This is a genomic window from Microbacterium longlingense, from assembly GCF_058349825.2.
Map to the genome: position 1 here is coordinate 440,788 of NZ_JBYRJA020000002.1, position 25,252 is coordinate 466,039.

General features: G+C 67.6%; 26 protein-coding genes. 3 read left to right on the forward strand and 23 right to left on the reverse strand.

All coding sequences use genetic code 11. The features are described from left to right. The first annotated feature begins 9 nt into the window (after nucleotides 1-9). Nucleotides 10-387 (forward strand): immunity protein Imm33 domain-containing protein, encoded by a 378-nt coding sequence (locus tag AC3RXY_RS05080; protein ID WP_491509808.1) that lies wholly within the window; start codon nucleotides 10-12, stop codon nucleotides 385-387. Between the two features lie 117 nt (nucleotides 388-504). On the opposite strand, the gene AC3RXY_RS05085 is transcribed toward AC3RXY_RS05080, so the two are convergent. From AC3RXY_RS05085 to AC3RXY_RS05095, 3 genes are read right to left on the reverse strand one after another with little or no spacing between them, the layout of a single operon-like run. Continuing rightward, the gene (locus tag AC3RXY_RS05085) at nucleotides 505-1,131 is read right to left on the reverse strand and encodes an ankyrin repeat domain-containing protein (protein ID WP_491509809.1); all 627 of its coding nucleotides are present in this window, start codon (nucleotides 1,129-1,131) and stop codon (nucleotides 505-507) included. Between the two features lie 47 nt (nucleotides 1,132-1,178). Continuing rightward, entirely contained in the window at nucleotides 1,179-1,841 is a 663-nt protein-coding gene (locus tag AC3RXY_RS05090; RefSeq protein WP_491509810.1) for an ankyrin repeat domain-containing protein, read from the reverse strand. Next, nucleotides 1,838-2,554, reverse strand: a complete 717-nt coding sequence (locus tag AC3RXY_RS05095) for a GH-E family nuclease (protein ID WP_491509811.1) — start codon at nucleotides 2,552-2,554, stop codon at nucleotides 1,838-1,840. Before AC3RXY_RS05095 ends, AC3RXY_RS05090 begins: the two co-directional genes overlap by 4 nt. Nucleotides 2,555-2,572: 18 nt before the next feature. Between AC3RXY_RS05095 and eccCb the strand changes: the two genes are divergently transcribed. Then, complete coding sequence (gene eccCb, locus AC3RXY_RS05100; RefSeq protein ID WP_491509812.1) at nucleotides 2,573-4,960, forward strand: type VII secretion protein EccCb; 2,388 nt, start codon at nucleotides 2,573-2,575, stop codon at nucleotides 4,958-4,960. A gap of 44 nt (nucleotides 4,961-5,004) precedes the next feature. On the opposite strand, the gene AC3RXY_RS05105 is transcribed toward eccCb, so the two are convergent. From AC3RXY_RS05105 to AC3RXY_RS05180, 16 genes are all read right to left on the reverse strand, one after another. After that, complete coding sequence (locus AC3RXY_RS05105; protein ID WP_491509813.1) at nucleotides 5,005-5,646, reverse strand: hypothetical protein; 642 nt, start codon at nucleotides 5,644-5,646, stop codon at nucleotides 5,005-5,007. Further along, nucleotides 5,643-6,938 (reverse strand): hypothetical protein, encoded by a 1,296-nt coding sequence (locus tag AC3RXY_RS05110; protein ID WP_491509814.1) that lies wholly within the window; start codon nucleotides 6,936-6,938, stop codon nucleotides 5,643-5,645. The genes AC3RXY_RS05105 and AC3RXY_RS05110 overlap by 4 nt, the downstream gene beginning before the upstream one ends. Next, nucleotides 6,938-7,714, reverse strand: a complete 777-nt coding sequence (locus AC3RXY_RS05115) for an ATP-binding cassette domain-containing protein (protein WP_491509815.1) — start codon at nucleotides 7,712-7,714, stop codon at nucleotides 6,938-6,940. Before AC3RXY_RS05115 ends, AC3RXY_RS05110 begins: the two co-directional genes overlap by 1 nt. A 198-nt stretch (nucleotides 7,715-7,912) precedes the next feature. After that, nucleotides 7,913-8,809: an ABC transporter permease gene (locus AC3RXY_RS05120; protein WP_491509816.1), complete on the reverse strand. Its 897-nt coding sequence runs from the start codon at nucleotides 8,807-8,809 to the stop codon at nucleotides 7,913-7,915. Continuing rightward, complete coding sequence (locus AC3RXY_RS05125) at nucleotides 8,806-9,768, reverse strand: ABC transporter ATP-binding protein (RefSeq protein ID WP_491509817.1); 963 nt, start codon at nucleotides 9,766-9,768, stop codon at nucleotides 8,806-8,808. Before AC3RXY_RS05125 ends, AC3RXY_RS05120 begins: the two co-directional genes overlap by 4 nt. After that, nucleotides 9,768-9,989: a helix-turn-helix transcriptional regulator gene (locus AC3RXY_RS05130; RefSeq protein ID WP_491509818.1), complete on the reverse strand. Its 222-nt coding sequence runs from the start codon at nucleotides 9,987-9,989 to the stop codon at nucleotides 9,768-9,770. The genes AC3RXY_RS05125 and AC3RXY_RS05130 overlap by 1 nt, the downstream gene beginning before the upstream one ends. Continuing rightward, nucleotides 9,986-10,402 (reverse strand): hypothetical protein, encoded by a 417-nt coding sequence (locus tag AC3RXY_RS05135; protein ID WP_491509819.1) that lies wholly within the window; start codon nucleotides 10,400-10,402, stop codon nucleotides 9,986-9,988. Before AC3RXY_RS05135 ends, AC3RXY_RS05130 begins: the two co-directional genes overlap by 4 nt. A 2-nt stretch (nucleotides 10,403-10,404) precedes the next feature. Further along, nucleotides 10,405-11,217 (reverse strand): ABC transporter permease, encoded by an 813-nt coding sequence (locus AC3RXY_RS05140; protein WP_491509820.1) that lies wholly within the window; start codon nucleotides 11,215-11,217, stop codon nucleotides 10,405-10,407. Between the two features lie 211 nt (nucleotides 11,218-11,428). Beyond that, entirely contained in the window at nucleotides 11,429-11,902 is a 474-nt protein-coding gene (locus tag AC3RXY_RS05145) for a DUF3817 domain-containing protein (RefSeq protein ID WP_491509821.1), read from the reverse strand. Nucleotides 11,903-12,122: 220 nt separating this feature from the next. After that, nucleotides 12,123-12,743, reverse strand: a complete 621-nt coding sequence (locus tag AC3RXY_RS05150; protein WP_491509822.1) for a response regulator — start codon at nucleotides 12,741-12,743, stop codon at nucleotides 12,123-12,125. After that, nucleotides 12,740-14,011 carry a sensor histidine kinase gene (locus tag AC3RXY_RS05155; RefSeq protein ID WP_491509823.1) on the reverse strand — a complete coding sequence of 424 codons (1,272 nt, stop codon included), beginning with the start codon at nucleotides 14,009-14,011 and terminating at the stop codon, nucleotides 12,740-12,742. The genes AC3RXY_RS05150 and AC3RXY_RS05155 overlap by 4 nt, the downstream gene beginning before the upstream one ends. Then, the gene (locus tag AC3RXY_RS05160; protein ID WP_491509824.1) at nucleotides 13,977-16,076 is read right to left on the reverse strand and encodes an MMPL family transporter; all 2,100 of its coding nucleotides are present in this window, start codon (nucleotides 16,074-16,076) and stop codon (nucleotides 13,977-13,979) included. Before AC3RXY_RS05160 ends, AC3RXY_RS05155 begins: the two co-directional genes overlap by 35 nt. A 106-nt stretch (nucleotides 16,077-16,182) precedes the next feature. Beyond that, complete coding sequence (locus AC3RXY_RS05165) at nucleotides 16,183-16,812, reverse strand: response regulator (RefSeq protein ID WP_491509825.1); 630 nt, start codon at nucleotides 16,810-16,812, stop codon at nucleotides 16,183-16,185. Beyond that, on the reverse strand, nucleotides 16,809-18,002 hold the full coding sequence (locus AC3RXY_RS05170) for a sensor histidine kinase (RefSeq protein WP_491509826.1): 1,194 nt from the start codon (nucleotides 18,000-18,002) through the stop codon (nucleotides 16,809-16,811). The genes AC3RXY_RS05165 and AC3RXY_RS05170 overlap by 4 nt, the downstream gene beginning before the upstream one ends. Nucleotides 18,003-18,038: 36 nt before the next feature. Next, nucleotides 18,039-18,923 (reverse strand): ABC transporter permease, encoded by an 885-nt coding sequence (locus tag AC3RXY_RS05175; RefSeq protein WP_491509827.1) that lies wholly within the window; start codon nucleotides 18,921-18,923, stop codon nucleotides 18,039-18,041. Further along, nucleotides 18,923-19,783 carry an ABC transporter ATP-binding protein gene (locus tag AC3RXY_RS05180; protein WP_491509828.1) on the reverse strand — a complete coding sequence of 287 codons (861 nt, stop codon included), beginning with the start codon at nucleotides 19,781-19,783 and terminating at the stop codon, nucleotides 18,923-18,925. Before AC3RXY_RS05180 ends, AC3RXY_RS05175 begins: the two co-directional genes overlap by 1 nt. Before the next feature lie 267 nt (nucleotides 19,784-20,050). On the opposite strand from AC3RXY_RS05180, the gene AC3RXY_RS05185 reads away from it, so the two are divergent. Next, complete coding sequence (locus AC3RXY_RS05185) at nucleotides 20,051-20,602, forward strand: hypothetical protein (RefSeq protein WP_491509829.1); 552 nt, start codon at nucleotides 20,051-20,053, stop codon at nucleotides 20,600-20,602. A gap of 420 nt (nucleotides 20,603-21,022) precedes the next feature. Here the strand turns inward: AC3RXY_RS05185 and AC3RXY_RS05190 are convergent, their stop codons facing one another. The 4 genes from AC3RXY_RS05190 to AC3RXY_RS05205 all read right to left on the reverse strand — a co-directional run bounded on the left by AC3RXY_RS05190 (nucleotide 21,023) and on the right by AC3RXY_RS05205 (nucleotide 25,251). Then, entirely contained in the window at nucleotides 21,023-21,898 is an 876-nt protein-coding gene (locus tag AC3RXY_RS05190) for an ABC transporter ATP-binding protein (protein WP_491509830.1), read from the reverse strand. A 46-nt stretch (nucleotides 21,899-21,944) separates the two neighbouring features. Further along, nucleotides 21,945-23,045 carry a FecCD family ABC transporter permease gene (locus tag AC3RXY_RS05195; protein ID WP_491509831.1) on the reverse strand — a complete coding sequence of 367 codons (1,101 nt, stop codon included), beginning with the start codon at nucleotides 23,043-23,045 and terminating at the stop codon, nucleotides 21,945-21,947. After that, complete coding sequence (locus AC3RXY_RS05200; protein WP_491509832.1) at nucleotides 23,042-24,127, reverse strand: FecCD family ABC transporter permease; 1,086 nt, start codon at nucleotides 24,125-24,127, stop codon at nucleotides 23,042-23,044. The genes AC3RXY_RS05195 and AC3RXY_RS05200 overlap by 4 nt, the downstream gene beginning before the upstream one ends. Before the next feature lie 119 nt (nucleotides 24,128-24,246). Next, nucleotides 24,247-25,251 (reverse strand): ABC transporter substrate-binding protein, encoded by a 1,005-nt coding sequence (locus AC3RXY_RS05205; RefSeq protein ID WP_491509833.1) that lies wholly within the window; start codon nucleotides 25,249-25,251, stop codon nucleotides 24,247-24,249. Between the last annotated feature and the right edge of the window lies 1 nt (nucleotide 25,252).

Genomic DNA, 25,252 nt, shown 5'->3' on the forward strand with positions numbered 1-25,252 from the left:
TTTCCTATCATGAACAATTACATTGAATTCATTCCGAAGGCCGGAGCGTGCCTCGTGTCGCGTCAGGTGATGGATCGCACAGCTCCCGTCCGATGGATGACGCGTCGGAAGCCGCGTCGGAAGCTGCAGGCGCCGAAGGACAACGGGTGGCAGATACTCAGCATCGCCGACACCCCGGAGTACCTGGCGACACCCGGCAATCTGGTGGTCACCGACTACAACGCCGTGTGCGCCGTCGAGCCGGCGCTCATCGGGATCTGGGACTTCCCGGTCGGTTCCGAGCTCATGCTCTACGTCGACGGCAAGGGAACGCACATCCTCGATCTCGCCACGAACCGTGAGGTGACGTCAGAGCACTTCTACGTGCCTCCGCAGCACCGCGCTTGATCGGTGTGTGCCCGGCGCTCGCGGGTGCCGGGCACACATCCCGGTCCGATGCGGTGCATCGATGCCGCCGGCCGCGGCGCGCAGAACGTCAACGTCGCGACGTCCGCGGCGCATCCGTCAGCGGGGTGTGCCACCCCGCATCGTCCGGGGCGGGGTGTCGGTTTTCCTGACCTGGGCGAGGATGGTGTCGGGGTCGTGGCCCTGGGAGAGCAGGTGCTTTCTGATCATGCTTTCCAGGGGGCTGTCGGGCACGCCACGTTTTTGCGGGTAGGAGGAATCGGTGTAGAGCAGGCTGGCGGCGAAGGATTCGCCGGTGCGCGTGGAGCGGGAGACGAGGTCGAGTTCCGGGCGGGAGAAGAAGATGTCGTAGAAGTACCGCTCCTGCTCGTAGCGCGGGTCCTTGCATTCCAGGAGATATTCCAGTGGCCTGCCGTGTTTAGGGATGGAGCGGTTGATGTCGGCGCCGGCGTCGAGCAGTCGCTGCATCAGCTCAGCGTCACGGACGGGGTCGAATTTCGCGTGATTGGTCAGATTGTGGATGACGGTGCTGTACCTGTTCAGATCAGCTGTCGGGTCGGCACCACGGTCCAGCAGCCACGACGTGATCTGGTACCGGGCGTCCGGGTCGTTGTTCGCCGTCGCCCCGAACAACGGGGTCTTACCGAAGCCATCGCGCTGATCGAGGTCGATATCCCGACCCTCCAGATAGTCCAGGAACTCCTCGAAAGACCGGTACTGCGCCATGTACGCGGGACCCGGATCACCCATCCCGGGCTTCGGCTTCCACACCATCATCGGTTCCGGGGCGGTGGGGTGTCGGTTTTCCTGACCTGGGCGAGGATGGTGTCGGGGTCGTGGCCCTGGGAGCGCAGGTGCTTTCTGATCATGCTCTCCAGGGGGCTGGTCGGTACTCCCTGTCGCTGTTTTCGGGAGGAGTCGGTGTAGAGCAGGCTGGCGGCGAAGGATTCGCCGGTGCGCGTGGAGCGGGCGACGAGGTCGAGTTCGGGACGGGAGAAGAAGATGTCGTAGAAGTACCGGTCCTGCTCGTAGCGCGGATCCTTGCATTCCAGGAGGAAGTCCAGCGGCCTGCCGTATTTGGGGATGGAGCGGTTGATGTCGGCGCCGGCGTCGAGCAGTCGCTGCATCAGCTCAGCGTCACGGACGGGGTCGAATTTCGCGTGGCCGATCAGATTGTGGAGGACGGTGCTGCCCTTGTCCACACCCGCTCGGGGGTCGGCACCACGGTCCAGCAGCCATGACGTGATCTGGTACCGGGCGTCCGGGTCGTTGTTCGCCGTCGCCCCACGCAGCGGTGTCAAACCGAAGTGATCGCTCTGATCGAGGTCGATATCCCGGCCCTCCAGATAGTCCAGGAACTCCTCGAAAGACCGGTGCTGCGCCATATACGCGGGCCCCGGATCACCCATCCCGGGCTTCGGCTTCCACACCATCATTCATACTCCTCGATCTCCGGAGCAGCGCGGCCTTCATCCGCATGCGACCGGTTGCGTAACGGGTCTTCGACCCGGTAGTTGCCGGAGTCGTTGAACCGACGCTTGAACTCGTCCAGGTCGATATCGTGTCTCAGATAGCTTTGCAGGAGCTTCGAGTACTCCTTCTGGCTCTCGTGTCCCATGTCCCAGATCTGGTTCCGGCTGGGGAGAGGGTTGGGATCGTTTAGGAAGCGGTCCTGGAACTCCGCCTCGTCGATCCTCCCGGCGCGGTAGTCCTCCAGGAGGCTGCGATAGGTGGTGTTCTCCTCCCACCGCACCTCCACCCGGTGCCCGTTGATGTCATCGACTTCGATCTCCGCATCATGTCCTCTGTCGATGATCTGGGTCTTGACGGCGTTCCACCACGCCTCGCGCACGGTGGCGTCGTCCAGGGGTGGGCGGTGGTTGGCGTAGGGGAGGCGGTCGCCGTTGGCGTCGTATCCGAACGGGGGCCGCGCCTCGGGATCGTGCTTCAGCGCGTGCTGGTACTCGTGCCATGCCGCCGCCGATACCCGCGGAGGGAGGTAGCCGGGATCACGCCGGCCCAGGCCGGGATTCTCCGCAACCCACTCGGCCCTGACCGGGTCCCACTTCATGTACCACTCCCGACGGCCCTCCGGCCCGCCGCGGAGCGGCTCGCCGGTGCGGTGGTCCACCGCCTGGCCGTTTCCCATCCGCCAGAAGACCTCGCCATGATCCTGGTGGACTTCAAGGGCGGCGCCGCCTTCACCCCGTTCCAGACGCTGCCGCACATCGCCGGGCTCATCGACAACCTCGCCGACGACCCGCAACTGATCGAACGCGCGCGGGCCTCCATCGAGGGCGAGATCATCCGGCGCCAGCGCCTGCTCAAAGACTCCGGGTCCTACGCCTCCATCAGTGACTACCGCGCGGCGCGCGAGAGGAGCCCGGAGCTTCCGGCCCTGCCGCACCTGTTCCTGGTCATCGACGAGTTCGGCGAACTGCTCGCCGCCGAGCCGGACTTCATCGACCTGCTCCTCCAGATCGGCCGGATCGGCCGAGCACTCGGGATCCACCTCCTGCTCGCAAGCCAGCGCGTCGAAGGCGGCCGGCTCCGCGGCCTCGACACCTACCTGTCGTACCGGATCGGGCTGCGCACCTTCTCCGAGCAAGAGTCTGCGGTGATCCTGGAGACCCCCGACGCGTTCCACCTCCCGCCGATCCCCGGCTGCGGATATCTCAAGGTCGACACCACCGTCTACCAGCGGTTCACAGCGGGCTACGTATCCGGGCCCCTCCCCGATGCGGCTGCGCGCGACCTGATATCCGACGACGAGAAGTGGGGCGTTTTCGTGCTCCCGCGCTACAACACCATCGAGCAGAGCAGCATGGGGCCGAGCGCGGAGCCACCCGGACTCCGACCCGCCCAGCAGGAGCCCTCGATCATCGAGGAGGTCGTCTCCCGGCTCCGGATCGGTGCGAAACCCACGGCTCCGGTCTGGCTGCCGCCGCTGCCAGACCGATTCCCGCTCTTCCAGGTGGTCGACGCCCCCGAGCGGGCGCCGCTGCAAGTGCCGGTCGGCCTGATCGACGAGCCCGCTCGTCAGGCGCAGTCGCCGTGGACGCTGGACCTCACCCGTGCCGGTGGGCATTTCGCGGTGATCGGCGCGCCGCAGTCCGGCCGCAGCACGTTCCTGCGTAGCTTCGCAGCGGGCGTCGCGAGCACCCACACGCCCCGCCAGATCACCATGTACGGACTCGACCTCACCGGGGCCGGCCTCGCCAGACTCGAAGAGTTCCCTCATGTGGGGGGTATCGCCACCCGTGCGGGACGCGAACAGCAGATACGTGTGCTGGAGGAGCTGCAGGGCATGATCTCGGCGCGCGAACGCCTGTTCCGCGACGAGCGGATCGAATCCCTGGCACAGTTCCGCAACAGGCACGCCGAGGGTGAGCTGCCGGAGGTGGTGTCGCCCGACGTGGTGCTCCTCGTCGACGGTTACGGGCTCGTCCGGACGGACTTCGATGACCTCGTCGACCCTCTCGCCGACCTGCTCACACGCGGGGGCTCCTTCGGAATTCATCTCGTGCTCGCCCTGACCCGCTGGAACGACCTCACCATGCGGCTCCAACCGCTGGTCGGGAACCGAATCGAGCTGCAGTTGAACGACCCGACGGAATCCACCGTGAAACGCAAGCTCGCCGAGACCATCCGTGCCGACCAACCTGGCCGTGCGCTCACCGATGGTGCTTTGTTCGCTCAGGTCGCGCTCCCCGCCATCGACGATGTCGACGACGACCGGGTCGGTGCTGCGCTCACCGAACTCGCCCGGCAGATCTCCGCGGCCTGGAACGGACCAGCGGCGTCTCCGATCCGCCTGCTCCCGGAGAACCTGGATCCCGACACGATGCCCGATGAGTTCGACGAACCCGACGCGCTCCCCATCGGCCTGCGGCAGGACACGATGGAACCGGCGTTCCTGGACCTCGCGGGCACCGACCAGCATGTGCTGGTGCTCGGCGACGCCGGGAGCGGCAAGACCACCCTGCTGCGGCAGATCGTTCATGCTCTTCTTCGGCGACATTCCGAGGAGGAGCTGGTGATCGCGCTGATGGACCCGCGCGGCTCACTCGGTGCCTGCGTGCCGGACGACTACCTGGGCGGTCACGCGGGCAACGTCATCAAGGCACGACAGCTTGCCGGAGCCCTCGCGGCGGAACTCGACAGGAGACAGAACGAGGGCGCCAGCACGGCGCTGAGGATCGTGCTCCTGATCGACGACTACGACATCCTCGCCACGGGCGGGAACAACCCCATCGCGCCGCTGATCCCGTATCTCCCCTCGGCGCGCGAGCTGAGATTCACCGTCATCCTCACCCGTCCCGTCGCCGGTGCAGCGCGGGCGCTGTACGAGAGCACCATCCAGACCCTCAAGGACACCGGCGGAACGGGGATCGTCCTCGCCGGTGAGCGTTCCGAAGGTCCGCTCTGGCCCGGCGTGCACGCGAGTGCTGCCATCCCGGGCCGGGCCAAACTCGTCAGGCGCGGCCAGCGACCGCGCCTCATCCAGATCGCGAATCGGACGCAGCCTCCGGGTATGCCCGGCGGTGGGGGATAGGGCCAGGGCAGCCCGGCCCGGAGGCGTCCGGCGCGCCAGGAGCGCTACAGCGAGCGGGAAAGATGTTGAGGCGACCTTCCTCGCCGTGCGCGCGGACGGGAGTGGTGCAGCGAACCCCCTGCCGCGGTGATCACGCCGGCGGCGGTCAGCGCCACGCAGACGCACCAGCCGGAGAGGCGTGCGTCCACGCTGAAGCCCAGGATGGTGCTCACCGGCACCGGCAAGGTCTGCGGATCGAAGACCACCGGGAAGAACACCAACGCTGTGGGGACGACCCCGGCGACCGCCCGGTTCATCAGGTGCGCGGAGACCATCGCTGCTCCCGCCGCGCCGAGTGCGGTGCGCACGGGCGCGAATGTGTCCAGCGTCCCCTGCGGCCCGATCACGAGCGAGGTGACTCCGGCGCTGACGGTGATCGCCGCCAGTACCGCGACGGCGACAGCCAGACGCGGCCGCCAGAGCGGGCGTGCCGATAATCGATCAACGGCGGCCAGTTCCGAGGACATCGGGTAGGCCGCCAGGAACCCGATAGCGAACTGCGCGATGACGGCGAGCGGGATCGCAGAGACAGACTCAGCGTGGCTGATCACGAGAGCGGGGTGGCCCCACCAGATGAGTGATGCCTCGTAGAGCACGATGACCAGAACCACCCACCCCACGCGTCTGGAGCGGAAGAAGAGACTCATGGGATCGGAAAGTCCGCCCGTTCCCAGGTGCAGCTCGTGAGGTTGTGCGCGTTGGCGGACACCCAGGCGGCGCCCTCCGGGATGCTCATGCGGTTGAGGGCGTCGAGCGCGCTCTGCATGTCCGGGTCTGCGACGGCGACCGTGGGCGGGAACGCCTCGGCACCCTGGAACCAGGTGCGCACGACGAGGGTGCCGGGAAGCCACCAGTCGCCGCTGCCCGGATGGCCTCCGGCGGAGCATATGGCGACGTCGTTGAACGCCGATTCAACGGACGATGCGGCGATCGCGCCGGAGTTCGGGTTCAGATCGAGCCGGTGAAACGAGCCGATCGGCGATATCGGATCGTAACGCGGGTCCAGATCCTGGGTGAGATCGCTGAACGCGAGGGGGGAGTCGGCGGTGAGGGCTGCGATACGGCCCCAGGTGCTTGCGAGCTCTTCGGCGACAGGCTCATAGAGGTCGATGACGATGAGTTCCACGCGCTCAGACGGATCTCGGACGACAAGCTGCTCCGGATCGTCGGTGAGAACCGCGTTCGCGCTGTGCGCCTGGAAAAGCGCGGTGCCCGTGACGCCGCACGGGACGGCGACGAGGATGAGGAGCGCGGTCGCGACCCAGGAGCCGCGCCCGATGATGAGCAGCACCAGAACAGTAAGGAGCATGTATGCCGTCAGGAGCAGCAGTGCGGAGCTGTAGAAGAGCGCGCTGGGGACGTAAGGATCGTTGTCGGTAAAGCGGTAGAGGGGATTCAACGCCAGCAGTGCGGTGCTCCCCGTGCCGAAGGTGTTGGCTGCGTACAGCGCCAGCGGGACAGCGACGGCGATCGGGACCGCGATCCAGCGGGGGATGAGCACGCTCACGAGGTGTCCCACCAGGACGAAGAGCACGGGCAGAAGCACTCCGTAGACCAGGCTCGGCACGACGGGAGTCCCGGTCATCCCGATGACAACGCCGCGGACGAGGAGCACCACCGTCATTGCGAGAGAGCCCACGACGACCCAGCACACGTCAGCGGCGATCTGCGGGAGCCGGATGGCTGCAACAGGGAGACGGGCGGTCTGCTCGAGCAGAGTCAGCCGATATCGTCGGACGCGTAGCCCGTTCCACGCTGCCACACCGCAGACGACGGGCGCAACGAATGATTGGCCCGCGAAAGTGACCACGACGAGGTTCGTCCAACTGGCGAGGTCGGGGTAGGACGACGCGGCGGCAAAGATCGTCGCGACCGTGTAGACCAGAGGCGCGGCTATCGCGAACGATGATGCCCGCACCTCTCGGCTGAAGATGCTCATTACTCTTCTGCTTCCGCGATGACGCCGATGTAGCCCCTCTCCAGGGGCGTGTCTCCCGGAAGATCGGGACCCCCGCGCGCTTCGAGATCGCGCACTGACCCATCGAACCGCACGCGACCCGAGTCGAGCACGATAATACGGTCAGCAAGAACACGCACGTCCTCGACGAGATGCGAGCTCAGCAGGATCGCTCTGCCCGGTGAGAGATCGCGAATGAGCGTTCGGAATCGTACGCGCTGTTCCGGGTCGAGTCCGGACGTGGGTTCGTCCAGCACCAGCAGGCCGGGGCGGTGCACCACCGCCTGGGCGATGCCGGCACGGCGGCGCATCCCGCCGGAGAGCTTGCCCATCCGGGTGTGTGCCTGTTCGGAGAGGTCGACGAGATCGACGGCGGTGCGGACCAGATCGGCGCACGCAGACGTGCGCACGCCCTTGAGCCACGCGCCGTAGGCGACGAACTCCGACACGGTGAAGCCGGGAACGAAGCCGAGATCCTGCGGAAGGTAACCGAGATCGCCCATGGCCTCGGAACGCTCGGTGCGCATGCTGAGATCACGGCCGAAGAGCCTGACCGACCCTGCGAGGGGCGGCGTCACCCCGACCAGAGCGTTCATCAGGGTCGACTTTCCTGCGCCGTTCCTGCCCACGATCGCGGTGATTCCGCCCGCAATCGTGAGGCTGATGTCGGAGACCTGCGGGGAAGGCGCCCTGCCGTAGCGAACCGAGACGCCGGCGGCCTCGACCGCCGGCGTCTGCCGCGTGAGATCAATCGGCAACGATGATCCTCTCCCGCGAATGCCGACGAGAATGGGCGGAGACGCGCGTTCCCCTCTGTGTTTTCACGGGCTTTTGAATCGACTTTCCTGCTCCACGACCGGCGTACTCCAGAAGTCTATGCGCGCAGGGCTCTTCGGTCGGCGAAAATAACACGTCGGGGACAAGAAAATAATGACGGAACCGGGCCGGAAAGTTCGTCAGCGTGCCCCCGACGTGAATGACGATCCCCTCCGCCGCCACGAGATGAATGGGCGCCGCGCGTTTGCGGGACGAGGGGCGCACAGACCGGAGCGGGCGAGGTCATCGCGTGCGGGCTTCCAGCGAAAGCTCCGGATGGCGAGTGCGAACAGCACCAGAGCCGATGTGAGGAGGACCAGAAGCGTCACCGCGAGCGGGACCGGGGGCGCGATGCGGCCGTTCATCTCCGCCGCGATGCCCTGGGCGAGGAGAGTCACGGGCGAGCAGGAAAGAACGGTCGCCACGGCGCCGGGCAGCAGCGTCAACGGCAGCACGGTGCCAGAGGTCGCGATGAGCGCAATGGTGAGGACATAGGCAAGGCTCATCGTGCGATCCGGATCGCCGGCTCGCGCACCGATGAGGTAGCCGACGCTCAGAAAGAACAGGAGGCCCGCGAGCAGCAGGCTCGCGACGCGGGCGAGCGCGCCGGGGGAGGAGATCGCGAACAGCATCGCGAGGACCACGAGCAGCACGATCTGCGCGAGCCCGAGGGCCAGGCGCACCGGCGCATGTGCGATGAGGCACCGGCGGCGGCTCACCGGCGTCGTACCGAGCTGACCCAGCACCCCCTCGGCGCGGTACCGCGCGAGAGGCACCGCCGTGCTGATGAGGGCGAGGCTGGCGAACCCGACGATAGCGATCAGCGGAAGTGTGGTGGCGAAGACCCCGGACCCCGCCGCGAGCGCGTCTCCGTGTGGCACACCGATCACGACGTCGAGGGCCACCAGGCCGAGGCACATTCCGCCGAACGTCATCAGCATGACCGCCAGGCCCCGCCGGTCGCGCAGAGCTTCGCGAGCGTGCGCCAGGATGAGCCGCCGCATCTGGGTCCTCGCGACGACGGGTGCGGTCCTCACGGCAGATCCTCTGAAGATCCGGACCACTCTGCGCCCGCATCGCCCGGCAGAGAGAGGAAGACATCCTCGAGGGATGCCGTTTCCACGCGGATGCCCGTCGCCCGGATCTCGCGCCGGAACGTCAGACGCCGCAGCAGCGCATCCGGATCTGTCGTCTCTACGGTGACGAGCAGACCGCCCGGGGCGGAGGCGATCTCCGCTGCGTCGGCGCGCGTGACAGCGCGGATCGTTGCGGGATCCGTCGGGGCCGGAACGGAGAAGCGCACGCGCGAGACACCGCCGTGCGCCGCGATGAGCTGGTCGGGCGTTCCCGACGCGACGATCCGGCCGGACACCATGATCGCCAGCCGGTCGCAGAGCTCCATCGCCTCGTCCATATGATGCGTGGTGAGCAGCACCGTCGCGCCCTCGTCACGCAGGCGACGGACCACGGCGCGCAGCTCTCGCCGGGCGGCGGGATCCAGTCCCGCCGCAGGCTCGTCGAGCACCACGATCGTCGGGCGGCCGATCACGGCGATGCCGATCAAGAGCCGCCTGGCCTGGCCGCCGGAGAGCTTGCCGACCCGGACGTCTCGTGAGGGCGTGAGACCGAGGGCGCCGATGACATCCGCCGTTTTCCGGGGGTGATCGTAGAACGAGGCGAACAGCTCCAGAGTCTCTGCGACGGTGAGGGTCGGGAACAGCGCCGCCGCCTGTGGCTGAACGGACAGCACCCGGGTGAGCTCGCGCCGTCGTGTCGATGGATCAAGACCGAGCACGCGCACCACCCCGCGGGTCGGGGAACGCGCTCCGGTGATCATGTCGACGGTGGTCGTCTTGCCCGCGCCGTTGGGGCCGAGGAGTCCGAAGATCTCACCGCGCTCCACGCGGAGATCGACGCCGGTGACGACGGTGCGATCCCCGTACGTCTTGACGAGACCCTCCGCGCGGACGGCAGGCTGGTCGAGAGCCGTCATCATCAGCGCCCCCCTCTCGGTGGGGTGTCATCATCCGACGGGAAGAAGATGTTCTCGACGGGAAGCTCGAACGCGGCGGAGATCCGGAACGCGAGTGTCAAGGACGGGGTGTAACGGCCCTTTTCGAGGGCGAGCACGGTCTGACGCGATACGCCGAGGAGCTCAGCGAGCTGCACCTGTGAGCGTCCCTGTTCGAGCCGCAGCTCACGAATCCGATTCCTCATCGCCCCGCCCTGGTGGTGTTCACGGGCAGGGCGATGCCCCATCCGGTCATCCCCGCGACAAAGATGATCCACTCGCTGCCCGCGATGTCGAACCCCCCGCCGTGGAGCACCGCGATCACGAGCGTGACGAAGATCGTCACCGCAAACCCGAAGGCGAAGCTGCGCATCATCACCGCCCGCTGCATCTCGTCGACTCGGCGCACATGCCGCCAGAGCGCCGTGATCGCCCAGAGCAGGGGGAGGACCGGCAGGAGCGTTCGAACCAGGAGCGCCCACGTACCAGGATCGGCCTGCCACCAGCGGGGGAGAAGGAGGAACAGGGTGAGAAACAGCGCGACACCCACCCCGAACTCGCCGACATAGCGCCAGCCGGCGGCCCGTTCGTCGGGGGTCATTCCGGATTCGTCTGTCATGATCACGCCACCACTTTCTGTGTCGCACGGAGCCCCGACGTCGGGCGGGGCACAGGTAGGACCTCGTGATCCCAGAGGAAACGGTGTGCAGCCAGGAGGCTGGCCACGATCGTGACGGCGAGCATCAGCAGCCACAGGTACGGCACGGGCAGGAACGGATCCGCACCGGTGAGATCTGCCGCGAGAGCCGCCGCGAACCACGTCGAAGGGACGGCGTTCGTGATGAGCGCCGTGAACCCCGGCAGAATGCCGGGCGGCAGGAGTGCTCCGGACAACCCGAACAGGCCGATCACGAGGACGGTGGTGCCGTGATGCGCTGCTTCTGCGCTGCGTGCGCGGCTGGCGGCCAGCATCGCGCACGCCAGGAGCATCGCCGTTCCCACCACGATCGTCGTCACGAGTCGGACACCGTCACTGTCGCCACCGATGTAGCCGGCCACGTGCGCGAAGACGACGACGACACTGGACTCCAGGGCGATGATCGCCAGGCGCGGAGGAACCTGGGCGGCGAGGAACGTGGCACGCCCCAGCGGTGTCGTGCCGAGCAGCCGGAGGAGTCCGCGCTCCCGCATCGACACCAGCGGCACCGTCAGAGCCATGAACGCGACCCCGGCGATGCCCGTCATGAGGATCGCGGGAAGCGCCACGCGGAGCGGACTTGTTGCGGAGTCCTCGCCCAGCACGAAGGAGAGCACCGCAAAGACCACGAACAGCCACGCGAAGAGGAAAAGCGGTGCGAACCCGGTCAGCCGATTTCGGAGCATATCCTTCGCGCTCATGACAGCGAGAAGCCGAAATGCGTGTCCTCCGCGCATCGTCCCGCTCCGTCCGACGTAAAGCAACCTTTACAGTGACGGTAGTCAGCCGGTGCTGAACATGTCAAGTAACCTTGTCATTGCGGGCCGGTCCTGAGAGGGGAGGTGCCGCGCGGGGCTCGACATCTGCGGTGCGCGTCACACCCCGTCGGTTCGCTGCCCGGGCGTCGGCGAGGGGATCGAGACCGCGGGCGAACATCCTCGCGCCGTGTCACCCGCGCGGCACAGGCGGCCCGAGCCACAGCAGTGTCAGGAACAGCGCCGTGACGACCACGACGAGCAGTCCGATCGAAAGCGCAGCGTGCCGCAGGACCCACGCCTGCGCATGCTCGACGGCGCCCCGAGGCGCTTCCCCGCCGGGCGCGAGTCGCCATGCTCCGCTCAGCAGCCCCCGGCGGGCGATGGCGGCCTCGAAAGGCACCGTGGCGAAGGGCACGATCGCCAGCAACAAGCCGGTCAGCCCGACGGAGAGACGCCAGCGCTGGTTCACCCACACGAAGATCGTCGTGGCGGCGTAGCAGAGGAAGACGAACCCGTGCAGCCCTCCGACGATCGGCACCAGGTCGGCGATATCGAGGCCGCGGAGAACAAGGGCGGTGAGGAGTGCGGCCCAGGTGATCATCTCGGCGGTCGCAGAGATCCGGAACAGTGTGTGCGGCAGGGCGAATCGGGGGTGGGGTCTCACGGGTTGAGCATGGTAGGTCACGGCGGGAAGACCTTTCTGATGGGAGGGCGTCGGGGATGTTCGGTGAGCTGATGCGCTCTGGGGCGGGAGGGGAACGGCCGCGGGGCACTCGCTGTGCCGAGGGTGCCGCGCTGGACGAGCCGCCGGAGTTTTCGTGCTCGGACCGGGTACGCCGTCCACCCGGCGAACAGCGCGCACCGGGACGAGCGCTCGGCGGGGTTCAGATCAGACCGGTCTCCTGAGCCACATGGATCGCCCGCGCGCGACCGTCGACCCCCAGCTTGGTGAAGATGTGCACGAGGTGACTCTTGACCGTCGCCTCCGTGACGAAGAGTGCACGGGCGATCTCTCGGTTCGTCCCGCCCGTACGGAGCAGACGAAGCACCTCGATCTCTCGATCGGTGAGCTTCGGCAGCGGGCGGCGCATGCCCTGGAACACCCGGAGCGCGAGGTCGGAGTTCAGGACTGTATCTCCCGCGGCGGCGCGATGAACACCGTCGACGATGGTGCCCGGGTCGACCTCCTTGAGGAGATAGCCGGCGGCGCCCGCCTCGATGGCTCTGATGATCTCGGCATCGCGATCGAAGGTGGTGAGGATCAGCACAGCAGGCGCTGGGTCGAGGGCGCGGAGCGCTGCGGTCGTCGCGATGCCATCGATACCGTCGCCGAGGCGCAGGTCGCACAGCACCACGTCCGGGCAGAGGTGGGCGACGAGGACGATAGCTTCCTCACCTGTGGCGGCTTCGCCGACGACCCGCAGCGTGTCCGCCGCTTCGAGGACGGCACGCAGACCGCTGCGAACGATCGGATGGTCGTCGACCAGGAGGACGGTGGTGGTCATGGCTTTCCCTCCGTCACGGAGCTGCGGGCCGCGGTCTGATGGATCGGGAGGCTGATGGAAACGGCAGTTCCCTCACCGGGCGCGCTCTCGATGTCAAGCCCCCCGCCGAGCTCACGGAGCCGGGCGCGCATGAATCGCAGGCCGAAGCTGGAGCCGGCATCGGCGCGCTGCTCCCAGGTCTGCACCTCGAAGCCGACGCCGTCGTCGATGATGTCGAGGCGGACGGATTCGTCGTCATCGATGAGAGTCATCACGACCTGGGTGGCGTCGGCGTGGAGACGGACATTGGCCAGTGCGGACTGCGCGGCGCGCAGCAACGTGACCTCGACAGCGGTCGGCAGAATCGGGAGAGAGCCATCCGAATGCAGCCGGGTAGCGAGCCCCGTCCCTGCACGGAGGTGATCGAGAACCCGCTGCAGCGCGTCGGTCAACGCATCGTCCTCCAGCTCTGCCGGAACCAGGGCAGCGACGATCCGGCGGACATCGGTCAGGCTGTCGCCGGCAAGGGCTTCCACCTGAGCCAGCGTGCGCACGGCATCGTCATCCGCGGTGCGCGCTGCGCCGGCGTGCGCGAGGAGGCGGATCGAAGAGAGCGCCTGGGCGATCGTGTCATGAATATCGCGGGAGATGCGAGTACGTTCGGCGATCGCCCCGGAATGACGCTGCGTGCGGGCCAGCTCGTCCTGCAGGGCGGTCATCTCCGCCTGCGCGCGCGTCAGCGACGCGACGAGGCGTTCGCGCTCGTCGGCATCTCGCAGGAGCCGGAGGTATCCCCGCGAGATGCTGACGGCGAACACTGCTCCGATGAACGGCCCGAACACCGCAGCGCTGTTGGTGGCACCGTGGTGAATGATCGGGGCGACGATCGCGATGGCGAGCACGACGACGGACAGCAGCAGTCCCCATCGCAGTGGAAGAAGGTGCCCGGCGAGGAGCCACAGCAGGAACCCGACCCAGACGAACTCTGGCGAGAGGGCGACGGTCGCGATCCACAGCACCGTGAAACCGAGCAGCCACCATACCGGGGCGCTGCGCGACCCTGTTCTCGACGTGAGGAGTGCGCCAGCCACATGCCAGGCCAGGATCGCGGCACCCGACACGACCGCTACCGGCCACGCCACGTCATCGCCGATCGCGCGGATGACGCCGATCGCGGTCAGCCCGAACGCCATGAGATGCTGGCCGATCTCCATCGCCCGCACGGTCGCCCCGGCACGCACCGACGGGAGCGGGTCAGTTCCCATGAACGGTGCACGAACGAGACTCATGATTCGATCCTCCCTCGTTCGCCGCGAGCTTTCCTGGCCACCAGATGCGATCGCCGGCGAGGGCGAAGATCGCGGGCACGATGACCGTTCGCACGACGAGCGTATCGACCAGGACCCCGACGCCGACGATGAGACCGAGTTGGCCGAGGGTGACGAGCGGAAGCACTCCGAGAGCAGCGAACACGGCGGCGAGCACGATTCCCGCACTCGTGATGACGCCGCCGGTGCGCGTGACAGCCTCGATCATGCCGTTGCGTGTGCCCCGCCCGGCGGCCTCGACCCTGGCTCGGTGCGCCAGGAAGATCGTGTAGTCGATGCCGAGCGCGACGAGGAAGAGAAAGGCGAGGATCGGGACCTGCAGGTCGAGCGCCGGCTGAGCGAACAGCACGCGACTCAACCATGCTCCTCCTCCGATCGCAGCGATAGCGCTGGCCAGATTCACCACAAGCAGGAACACGGGGGCGACCAGCGAACGCAGCAGGAACAACAGGACGAGGAAGCTCACCGCGAGGATGAGTGGCGCGATCAGCAGGAGGTCCTGCGCGTTGCCGGCGCGGGCGTCCCGTTCGGTGGCCACAGCCCCGCCCACCAGCGCGTCCGCGCTCTCGATCGCGTGCACGGCGTCTCGCAGGTCATCGATCTGAGCGAGGCTTTCTTCTGAGCCCGGCGCGTACCGGCTGATCACCATGATCTGGGTCAGCGAGCCGTCTGGATCCTGCCGGACGGCCTGGGCACGCTCGACGCCGTCGACGGCACGCGCGGCCGAGATGACGTCACTCGTCGCATCGCCGCCCGCCAGAATCCAGATCGGCTGGGCCTCCCCGGGTGGAAAGTGCATCGACAGCGTCTGCAATCCGGTCGAGGACTCCGACGTGGTCCGGAACTTCTCGATCTGGTCGAGGCCGACGGACGTGCCGATCAGCCCGGTGGTCATGACGACGAGCAGCGCCATGCCTGCTGCCAGACTCGCGGCGGGTCGCCGGGACACCCGGGAAGCGATGGCACGCCACGCGGGTCCCTGCGCGTGATTGTTCTCGGGCCGCGGGATGAACGGCCAGAACACGCGGCGCCCGCACACGGCGAGCAGAGGCGGGAGGACGAAGAGCACCGCGGCCATCGCGATGAGCAGCCCCACCGCGGCCGGAACGCCGAGGCCACGGGTGAGGGGGATCGTGGCGAGCAGCAGTGTGAGAAGCGCAAGCACCACCGTCAGGTTCGACGCCAGAATCGCCGGAACCGTTGTGCGCCATGCGGTGCGGAGCGCGGCCCGGTCATCTGCGGTGCGCTGCAACTCCTCCCGGTACCGCGACACCAGCAGCAGCGCGTAGTTCGTGCCGGCGCCGAACACCAGCACGCTCACGATGCCGGCATCGAACTCCAGACCCCACCACGAGCCGACCGCCGCTGTGGCCCGCCCCGCGAGGCCATCCGCGAGCACGACCACCACGAGAGGCAGCAACCAGAGCACCGGGGAGCGATAGGTGACGATCAGAAGGACGGCCACGACCAGGATCGTCACGGCGAGCAGGGTGAGGTCAGCGCCGTCGAACGCCGCGGCGATATCGGCGCCGAATGCCGGTCCGCCGGTGACCTCCACGACGAGTCCCGAGGGCACATGTGCGTCGAGCTCCGCACGAAGCTCGCGAATCACTTCGGCAGTCGCGGTGTTGTCCGCGCCCACCGTGATCGGCGCCACCAGCAGCGCGGCTTGCCCATCGGTGCTCACGACCGGAACCGAGGGCGCCGTCGCTGTCCGTGTCTCGAGCAGGGGGATCAGCATATGCATCCCGTCGACGTCTGACGCCGAAAGCACCGATCCGTCGGCACGCGTGACAACGACGAGCACCTGTTGCTGATCGGCATCCGGGAAGGCAGCCAAGAGCTCGCTTACCCGCGCCGCCTCCGAAGCCGCGGGGGCCTGGCCGGAACGGGCCGGCGCCTCCGTCCCGCGAAGGAACCCGAACAGAACCGTCATCAAGAGGGCCGCGATCGTCAGCACGATCCAGGCGCCGCGGCGCGAGGTCAGGCAGTCGGCGAGTCGCGCACGAAGGGGAGAGGATGCCATGTCTCCACCCCACCGGAGACCGCCGGCGCGGGCATCGCGGAAACGGAGGACGTGAAGATCAACCGGACGATGGATGCCATTCGGGCGCAACGGCAGGGATCCGGTCTCAGATCAGGCCGCGTTCGAGAGCGAGGGTAGCGGCGCGCGTGCGATCGGTCACGTCGAGCTTGCCGAAGATGCTGAGCAGATGCGTTTTCACCGTGGACTCGGCGATACCGAGGTCGGCGGCGATCTGCTTGTTCGCTCGGCCCTGCGCCACCATGCGCAGCACATCGGTCTCCCGCGGGCTCAGCGGAGTGCTCCGTGCGGGAAGGCGGGTGTGCTCGACGAGCCTGCTGGCCACCTTGGGGGAAAGCGCCGACTGACCGGATGCCACGGAACGGATGCCCGCGACGATCTCCTCCCGCGGCGCGGCCTTCAACAGATAACCGGCCGCACCCGCTTCGATCGCAGCGATGATCTGGTCGTCTGACTCGTACGTGGTGAGGATGAGCACGCGCGGTGCGGGCGCTCCCGCCTCTCCGCCCGTGATGCGAGCCGTCGCGGCGACCCCGTCGACCCCCGGCATCCGCAGGTCCATGAGCACGACGTCCGGCCGGGTCGCAGCGGCCTGGCGCACCGCGTCCGCCCCGTCGGCGGCTTGTGCGACGATCTCGAACCCTGGCTCATCGCCGAGAAGCCCGGCCAGCCCGGCGCGCACCACCGGATGGTCATCGGCGATCAGCACGCGGATCACGGCGCCCTCTCCGATACGACCGCACCCGGCAGGCGCACCCGCAGCAGGACACCCCGCCCGCGCGCGGCCTCCAGATCGAGCACGCCGCCCGCGAGGGAGACCCGCTCGCGCATCCCGTCGATCCCGAACCCGGCGCGCGGAACGGTCGCGTCGAATCCCTGCCCGTCGTCATGGATCTCCACACGCACGCCACCGTCGGCGTCGGCAGTGACCCGCACCCGCACACAGCGAGCCTGCGCATGCTTGCGCACATTGGCGAGCGCCTCCTGCACGCAACGGAGCACGACCACCTGCGTCTCCCGGTCCATGCGCTGCAGATCGCCGGTCGTGTGCAGATCGACGACCAGGCCGCTCTCGATCCGGAACCGCTCGGCCAGGCGCTCGAGCGCTGCCTCGAGCACGGGCTCGGCCGGAACCGCGGCGGAGCGTGCGACCAGGTGACGGGTCTCCGCGAGCGCATCGCGCGCGACCTGTTCCACGGTGGTGATCGTGGCGAACGCGGGACTGCGCCGGTCGGTCTGCTGCCCGGCGCGCTCAGCGAGCAGGACGAGACCGGCGAGGGTCTGCGCGAGGGTATCGTGAAGCTCCCGCGCGATCCTCTCCCGCTCGGCGACCGCTCCTCGTTCGCGTTCCAGAGCGGTGAGCCGCTCGTGGGCGGCAGAGAGCTCGCCCACGAGACGGGCCAACTCCTGGCCGTGCTCCACGATGCGCACGATCCACAGACCGAGCGCGAGCGCAAACCCCAGCGAGAGCGTGGCGATCACGGCGGCATACGCCCACCCGCTCGGGGAGAAGCCGTTGTACGCGGCATCGCCGATCAGCACGCTCAGCGCGATGGCGCAGCAGAACGCGATGGCCTCGCGCCGGTGCGCGGACAGCACCCAGATGAGCGGGTAGATCACGGCCTGCAGGGTCGCGGCGAAGGGGGAGAGGACGATACCGACCAGCAGGAGGACGGCGGTCAGCAGGACGAACCCGGCCCGCCGCCAGCGCGGCAGATCGGCCGGGGGCTGGGGCAGAACCGGCCGGGCGAACACCAGGTAGGCCGCGATGAACGCGAGAAGCACGCCGCCGAACATCAGCGCCCGCGGATCGGCGACGTCGTCGAAGCCTCGCAGCGCGACGACGGGCACGACGACGGCAGCGCATACGGCGGCCACAGCAAGGTCCCACCACCGCGTTCGTCCCATCCCCACCATCCTCTCCGCGCCCACCGACATCGTGCTCTAGGCTACGGAACCCACGCGGGAGCGGATGCGCGAAGCAGCCAACGCCGAGCAGACCACCGCGAGCAGGGCGAGCACTCCGGCGGCGACGGCAACCGTGATCGGCCAGCCGTTCACCTCGAGTGCGATGCCATAGAAGGCGCGCAGCTCATCGGCCGCCGGGCCGTCACCGGCCGCCGCGATGAGCGGCTGCGCCGTGAACTCGCGCCTCATCAGCATCGCGGCCTGCGCGAACGGCAGGGCGCTGACGGCCTGGCGGACCGCATCGGGAAACAGGCCGACCGCGATGTAGGCGCCGGCGACGAAACCCGAGACCGTTCCCACGATGGTCGAGAGCGCGGAGAACTCCCCGGAGGTACGCAGGAAGGAAGCGACCAGCGCCCAGAGCGATGCGAAACCCGCGGCCGACAGCACGATCCACCCGACCGTTCGGGCGATCTCCGCGCCGCTCAGGACAACACCCGTCGTGGCCCAGAGATACCCCAGCGCCGCCAGCAGCAGGACGATGGTCATCGACACGCCGATCACGAACGCGGCGATCAGGTATCCCAGGACGAGCTGACCGCGCCGGATCGGGGCGACCAGGAAGTCCCGGAACCGTCCGGAGCTGGCATCCGCCACGAACGTCGCCCAGGCGGCCAGAGGCGTGGTCATAGTCGAGAGCGCGATGACACCGGCGAACATCCAGGCGTCGATGAACCCGCGCAGCTGTGCGTCCGATGCCTCGGGGAGGGCGGCCCGAAGGGAGAGGAGCTGGACGTTACCGAGAAACAGCGCATAGAGCAGGAAGACGATCAGCGCCCCGAGAAGGGAGAAGAACACCGCGAGCGGATCACGGAAGTACAGCAGCAGGTTTCGTCGTGCCAGTGTCAGGATGATGCCCATCAGGCGGCGTCCTCTCCGTGACGGCCCGTCAGAGCGAGGAACACGTCGTCCATCCGGCCGTGCCGGAACTCGAAATCCCAGACCCGGTCGCCCAGCTCGGTGAGGATGCGCCGAGCCTCCTCCGCGTCTCGCACGCTGCGATACTCGGTGCCGGTCTCCGTCGTCAGCGTGAGGATGCTGGGGCTGTGGCGCGCCCGCAGTTCCGCGGGGCTGCCCGAGGCGATCACCCGCCCGCGCTCGATCAGGCACACCCGATCTGCTTCCTCGGTCTCCTCCATGTAATGGGTGGTGAGGAAGACGGTCAAACCGGTGCGGGTTTGCATTCCGCGGACGGTGTCCCAGATCGTCCTTCTGCTCGCCGGATCCAGCCCTGCCGTCGGTTCATCCAGAAACAGCACCGCCGGGTCGTGAAGCAGGGCCCTGGCGATGTCGGCCCGGCGGCGCTGACCGCCGGAGAGCCTGCCGTACCGGCGATCCACGACGTCGCCGAGATCGACCAGGTCGATGAGCTCGGCGACCCTGGCCCGGATTCGTGCGCCGGTGGACAGGTAGGGGCGCGCCCGAACGACAAGGTTCTCCCGCACCGTCAAAAGAGGGTCGAGGAGGGATTCCTGAAACACCACGCCGATGGCGCGGCGAACCGCGTCACCGTTCCGGGCGACATCGTGCCCCGCCACCTCGATCGTCCCCGCGTCGAAGGGCAACACGGTCGTCAGGCAGCCGATCGTCGTGGACTTCCCTGCACCATTCACCCCGAGGAACGCGAAGCTCGTGCCCGGCTCCACCTCGAATGACACATCATCGACCGCGACAGCATCGCGGTACCGTTTCGTCAGGCCCCGTACGGAGATTCCCTTCATACCCCTCAGTCTTTCGGACGGGCTTGCGACGCCCCAGCCATTGGACGGCTGACCCGCATCCCCCATTCGGTGGATACTCCGTCGTCGCCCGGTGCGGGACTCGCTGGGGTGAGGCCGCGACGGGGGCCGTATGAACTCGCCGTGTGGAGGGCAGCACGCTGCCGTGTCGCGGGGGAGCGAAACGCAGACCGAGCGATCACGCACGATCGCGCGAAGGGGGCATCCGCCCGACCTCGGTAGGCTCGGTCACGAGCGACGGGGGGACCGATGGTGTTCAAACGCTGGCTCCTGTGGACCGGTGTGCTGCTGGCGGTTGTGGCGGGAAGCTCCGGATGCGCGACGGTGCCCGAAGCTCCGGCTGCCGTCGGCGAGAACTATCCGGGGACGTGCCTGCCGGATGAGCTCTCGTGGCCCACGGATTTCCTGGAGTCCTTGCCCGGGGAATCTGACGCCGTCGGCGGGACCATCGTCGGTCTCCGGCTCGAATACGTTGACTCACGATGGGTGTGGCGGCTGCGGAGTGCGGACACGCGGTATGACGTGTTCGGCGAGCGGAAGAACGATCCGAGTTTCGGCCGGGAATCGATCGTCGACTCCCGGACCCTCAAAACGCTCGCCTCGCGGGAGGTGGAGCTCACGGATGCGGAGCAACAAACCTCCGGAACCGGAATCCTCGACGCCGCACAACGCTCCGGGGAAGAGTGGCCGAGCCCGCTGATCATCGAGATGACCCGCACCCTGGTGGGCGGCGAACCGCTGTGGCGCGTCACGACGTGCGACACGGAGTCCGACGAGCACACGGTTCAGACCGTCCCATGAGGTCGTCGACGAGCGCGCCGGTCGCGTTCGCGACGGCGTTGATCAGATCTTCGAGATCGATTGCTTGCGTCGGAGGAAGAGTAAGGTCAGCTTGAACCCCACGATAGGGCGGCCCAGGGTGGTCGCCCCTCATCTCACCCATGACGACGAAACAGCCCCTCACCGGGATCATGAAATCTCTGGGTGAGAGGCTGTTCTCGTTCTGTGCGCGAGGGGGACGTGAACCGTACTCGACCCCCTCGCGCCGCGAGACCACAGGGAGCGCTCTCCCGCGTATCGTCAACGATCGACGGCATGTCGCCTGTGGATAGCTTCACCGCGATACCCCGAACCACAGGTTGCGTAGCACTTTTGCTCGCACTTATCAGAGGTTGCCATGTATGGGTGAACGTGTTCACCCGTTCGCAGGGTGTGCGGGTCTCATGCCTCCGCGCCCGGCGCATGTGGCGCCCTTCCGGCCGTGCTTCTTCCTCCGCGATCCCGGCCCAGCGGCACCACGGACGGCGTACCCGCCACCGGGTCAGGCACGACGACGCACTTGAGCCCGAAGACCTCCTGCACCAGCTCCGCGGTCACGATCTCCGCGGGCGCGCCCTCCGCAACCACCTGCCCATCGCGCATCGCGATCAGGTGGGTAGCGTACCGGGCAGCGTGGTTCAGATCGTGCAGGACCGCCACGAGAGTGCGTCCGGCGCTGTTGAGGTCGGTGAAGAGTTCGAGGAGATCGATCTGATGGGTGATGTCAAGGAAGGTAGTCGGCTCATCCAACAGCAGTATCCCGGTCTCCTGCGCAAGGGCCATCGCGACCCAGACGCGTTGGCGTTGTCCGCCGGAGAGCTCGTCGACGAGACGGCCCGACAGCGCGGTGACGTTCGTGGCTTCCATCGCCCGTGCCACGGCGCGCTCATCGGCATGGGTCCATTGACGGATCAACCTCTGATAAGGATACCGTCCCCGCGAGACCAGATCGGCGACGGTGATTCCGTCGGGAGCGACGGAGGTTTGCGGCATCAGCCCGATCCGCCGAGCGACCTCCTTCGCCTTCAACGAGTGGATATCGATGCCATCGAGAATCACCTCACCCGCAACGGGTTTGAGCAGGCGGGACAGACCGCGCAGAAGGGTGGACTTCCCGCAGGCGTTCGGCCCGACGATCACCGTGAACGACTCATCGGGTATCTGCACGGACAGGTTTCCGCTGATGATTCGCGTGTCGTATCCGATTGACGCGCCTTCTGCCCGCAACCGTGCCGTCGGCGCACTCACCGGACTGCGGGTGTGGTCGGTGATGCGCATCGGTGGGGTCCTTCCCGAGGAATGCGGAGGCGAGGAGAGCGTGGCATCAGGCACGGCGGCGGATCTCCCGGATGATCAGCCACACCAGGTAGCCACCGCCGAGGACGACGGTGACGACGCCAACGGGCAGGGTGACGGGGAGCAGGTGCTGGGCGATGACATCGGCCCCCGCCAGCAGGATCGCCCCCGTCACCGCGGCGGGAGCGAGGGTAACGCCAGGGGTGCGGGCGATACGGCGGGCGATCTGCGGGGCGGCGAGGGCGATAAACGCGATCGGACCGGCCGCGGCGGTCACCACGGCGACGAGGGCGACACCGATCGCCATGACCGCCAACCGCGTCGACTCCGCCCGGGTTCCGGTGGCTTTCGCGGCGTCGTCCCCAAGCTCCAGCTGCCGCAGCCCCCGTGCCAACGGTGCGAGCCCGGCCAGCAGGAGCAGGACGATGAGAGACCCGGAAAGAGCCTGTTCCCAACCGGTCCCGTTCAGCGAACCGGCGCCCCAGGCTGCCGCGCTCATGGCGACCTCGAGGTCGGCGGTAAGCATGAGCCAGGTGTTGAACGATGCCAGCATCGCGGACACGGCGATCCCGACGATGATGAGCCGGAAACCCTGCACTCCACGCCGCCACGCCAGAAGATACACCAGCAGCGCCGTGCCCAGACCGCCCGTGACCGCACCGGCCGCGAGCTGGAGGTAGGAGCCGCCGACCAGGATGATCACGATCAGCGCACCGGTGTATGAGCCGGCGGAGAACCCGATGATATCCGGGGAGGCGAGGGGATTGCGGGTGAGTGACTGGAAGACCGCACCCGAGGTGCCCAGCGCAGCGCCGAACACGACCGCGGCGATCGCTCGTGGAGCGCGCCACTCCATCACGACCGTCCGGGCGAAGCCTGCCTGGGGATCGTTGACCAGTGCCTGCCAGATCTGAGCCAGGCTCAGCGGATACGTCCCCAGGGTCAGCGCCCACACGGTCACCACAACGGTCAGCAGGGCCACGGTTGTGCAAACGAGCAGTGATCGGAGTTGCCAGCGCACCGCGAATCCTGTGCGGCGTACGACCACGGTCCGATGTCCGAAGTCCACTCGCACAGCGGCGCGCGGGGCCGAGGCCTGGGACTCGCCGGCGGATTCCACCGAGGTCATAGTCCGCTCGCTTTCTTCCGGCGCACGAGCAGGATCAGCACGGGGGCGCCCACGAATGCGGTGACGATACCGACGGGGAACTCGCCGGGGCGGATGACGATGCGCCCGAGAATGTCGGCTGCGATCACAAGCGCGGGAGCCAGCAGGAAGGTGTAGGCGAGAATCCATCGTTGATCGGGGCCGACGATCCATCGGGCGATGTGCGGCACCATCAGTCCGACGAACCCGATCGGCCCCGCGATCGCGGTCGCACCGCCGGCGAGCAACGTCACGGCGACGATCACGAGGATACGAGTGCGAGTGATGTTCGCTCCCAACGACCGCGCCAGATCATCACCCAATGCAATCGCGTTCAGCGACGGCACCACGATCGCGGCGAGGATGGCGCCGAGGATGAGAAACGGCAGTACTGGCAGGAGAACATCCCACCCACGACCGACAATGCTCCCGGCATTCCAGTTGCGCATCTGATCGAAGGCACGCGGGTCGATCAGCACCATCGCGGTGATGATGCCCGACAGCACCGCCCCGATCGCGACACCCGCGAGGGTGAGTTGCACAGGATCAGCTCCGCCGCGACCCGCCGAACCGATCACATACACCGCGACTGTCATCACAAGGGCTCCGCCGAACGCCCACCACACGTAGCCGCTGATCGAAGACACCCCGAACGCCGCCACGCCAAGAGCGACGAAGAATGCCGCGCCCGCATTCACTCCGAGGATGCCGGGGTCAGCAAGCGGGTTTCGAGTGAGCGCTTGGATCAAGGCGCCGGCGACACCGAGCGCAATGCCGACGCAGAGGCCGATGACGGTTCGAGGGACCCGCATATCCCAGATGACGTAGGCATCCCCCGTACCGGCGTTGCGCAGCAGTGACTCGACCACCACCCCGAGGGGGATGTCCTTCGAACCCACCCCGATGCTCAGGAGGAGAAGGAGGAAGAGGAGCACGACAGCCGTCAGGAAGCCGAGGGTCCGACGCGCACCGGATGCCTGTGAGGGCACTGCCGACGATGTGGCTGAGCTCGGTGTGGTCTCCCCGTTCACGGTGAGATGTGACGCCCGGGCGGATGTGGTCATGGATTGCCCTTACTCGAAAACGGCCCCGGGGCGTCACAGCGCTGATGCTGTCGGCGCGCTGACACCCCGGTCGCAACCCTCACGGCCAGGATGCCAGGCGTGGAAGCGTGAGCCGGTACTCACTGCCCGCTGGAGTTCAGGGGAGAGCCCTCCAGCAGCGGCACCACGTGCGCCAGCAGCCAGGACATGCTTGCCGGTCCGGCAGCCAGCCCGGCGTCGATCACGGCTCGCTCGTCGAAGAACTGCGCTCCGTTTCTCACCGACGGCAGCTCCGCGAATCGTGGATCGGCTTCCAGGGCGGCTTGTCCGGCCTCATCGGCCTGGACGATCGCAACCTCGCCGGAGAGCTGATCGAGGTTTTCCCACGAGAGGTTCACCGCTTGGTCGCCGGGGCCGGGTTGGCTTTCGGCATGGACAAGCCCGAGGTCCTCTACCCAGCCGTAGGCCGGTGGCAGCCGAAGACCGTCACCGGTGCTCCAGGCAATGTTGAAGGTCGCGCCTTGCAGACCAGTCAGCTGGTCTCGGGCGGCCCTGAACTCGTCATCGATCTGCGAGATCGCCTGTGCAGCGCCCTCGGTATCGCCGAGCAGGACACCCAGGTCGGTCAGGTTGTCCGTCCAGTCCCGATCCGATGCGAAGATCGTCACGTAGGTGGGTGCAATGCGGGAGAGCTGGTCGAGCTGCTGCTGCGCAATGTAGTACGGAGTTCCGATGATCAGGTCAGGCTGGTGTACAGCGATGGCCTCGGGGTCAGCCTTGTACTCCGCCGTGATGAGCGCGGGATCGAAGCCACTGATATCGATGTCCGCGAGCCACGGGGATCGCTGGAGGAGCGTATCCTCGTCCTGTTCGCCTGAACCGGCGAATGCGACAGGACTCTCCCCGAGCGCCGCCAGCATGTCGACGAAGTCCGCGCCGATCACGACGATGCGCTCTGGCTTCTTCTCCAGCGTGATCTCGCCGTAGGTGGTGTTCACGGTGACCGGATAGCCCCCGGCATCCGCCGGGGAAGCAGGCGTCTCGTCGGGCGTCTCGCCGCTGCCGCACGCTGTCAACAGGAGACTGGCGCTGACGAGTCCGGCGATCAAGCCGCCGAACCGTCGGGGGAGTGTCGACACTGTCATG

What these genes read in the sequence shown, in the direction of transcription:
- AC3RXY_RS05160 (WP_491509824.1), bottom strand. Translation starts at nt 16,076, where the DNA reads ATGGCATCCTCTCCCCTTCGTGCGCGACTCGCCGACTGCCTGACCTCG.
- AC3RXY_RS05110 (WP_491509814.1), bottom strand. Translation starts at nt 6,938, where the DNA reads ATGAGCATCTTCAGCCGAGAGGTGCGGGCATCATCGTTCGCGATAGCC.
- AC3RXY_RS05080 (WP_491509808.1), top strand. Translation starts at nt 10, where the DNA reads ATGAACAATTACATTGAATTCATTCCGAAGGCCGGAGCGTGCCTCGTG.
- AC3RXY_RS05170 (WP_491509826.1), bottom strand. Translation starts at nt 18,002, where the DNA reads ATGGGACGAACGCGGTGGTGGGACCTTGCTGTGGCCGCCGTATGCGCT.
- AC3RXY_RS05180 (WP_491509828.1), bottom strand. Translation starts at nt 19,783, where the DNA reads ATGAAGGGAATCTCCGTACGGGGCCTGACGAAACGGTACCGCGATGCT.
- AC3RXY_RS05155 (WP_491509823.1), bottom strand. Translation starts at nt 14,011, where the DNA reads ATGAGTCTCGTTCGTGCACCGTTCATGGGAACTGACCCGCTCCCGTCG.
- AC3RXY_RS05150 (WP_491509822.1), bottom strand. Translation starts at nt 12,743, where the DNA reads ATGACCACCACCGTCCTCCTGGTCGACGACCATCCGATCGTTCGCAGC.
- AC3RXY_RS05125 (WP_491509817.1), bottom strand. Translation starts at nt 9,768, where the DNA reads ATGATGACGGCTCTCGACCAGCCTGCCGTCCGCGCGGAGGGTCTCGTC.
- AC3RXY_RS05130 (WP_491509818.1), bottom strand. Translation starts at nt 9,989, where the DNA reads ATGAGGAATCGGATTCGTGAGCTGCGGCTCGAACAGGGACGCTCACAG.
- AC3RXY_RS05205 (WP_491509833.1), bottom strand. Translation starts at nt 25,251, where the DNA reads ATGACAGTGTCGACACTCCCCCGACGGTTCGGCGGCTTGATCGCCGGA.
- AC3RXY_RS05085 (WP_491509809.1), bottom strand. Translation starts at nt 1,131, where the DNA reads ATGGCGCAGTACCGGTCTTTCGAGGAGTTCCTGGACTATCTGGAGGGT.
- AC3RXY_RS05090 (WP_491509810.1), bottom strand. Translation starts at nt 1,841, where the DNA reads ATGATGGTGTGGAAGCCGAAGCCCGGGATGGGTGATCCGGGGCCCGCG.
- AC3RXY_RS05095 (WP_491509811.1), bottom strand. Translation starts at nt 2,554, where the DNA reads ATGGGAAACGGCCAGGCGGTGGACCACCGCACCGGCGAGCCGCTCCGC.
- eccCb (WP_491509812.1), top strand. Translation starts at nt 2,573, where the DNA reads ATGATCCTGGTGGACTTCAAGGGCGGCGCCGCCTTCACCCCGTTCCAG.
- AC3RXY_RS05105 (WP_491509813.1), bottom strand. Translation starts at nt 5,646, where the DNA reads ATGAGTCTCTTCTTCCGCTCCAGACGCGTGGGGTGGGTGGTTCTGGTC.
- AC3RXY_RS05175 (WP_491509827.1), bottom strand. Translation starts at nt 18,923, where the DNA reads ATGGGCATCATCCTGACACTGGCACGACGAAACCTGCTGCTGTACTTC.
- AC3RXY_RS05185 (WP_491509829.1), top strand. Translation starts at nt 20,051, where the DNA reads ATGGTGTTCAAACGCTGGCTCCTGTGGACCGGTGTGCTGCTGGCGGTT.
- AC3RXY_RS05190 (WP_491509830.1), bottom strand. Translation starts at nt 21,898, where the DNA reads ATGCGCATCACCGACCACACCCGCAGTCCGGTGAGTGCGCCGACGGCA.
- AC3RXY_RS05135 (WP_491509819.1), bottom strand. Translation starts at nt 10,402, where the DNA reads ATGACAGACGAATCCGGAATGACCCCCGACGAACGGGCCGCCGGCTGG.
- AC3RXY_RS05200 (WP_491509832.1), bottom strand. Translation starts at nt 24,127, where the DNA reads ATGACCACATCCGCCCGGGCGTCACATCTCACCGTGAACGGGGAGACC.
- AC3RXY_RS05140 (WP_491509820.1), bottom strand. Translation starts at nt 11,217, where the DNA reads ATGCGCGGAGGACACGCATTTCGGCTTCTCGCTGTCATGAGCGCGAAG.
- AC3RXY_RS05195 (WP_491509831.1), bottom strand. Translation starts at nt 23,045, where the DNA reads ATGACCTCGGTGGAATCCGCCGGCGAGTCCCAGGCCTCGGCCCCGCGC.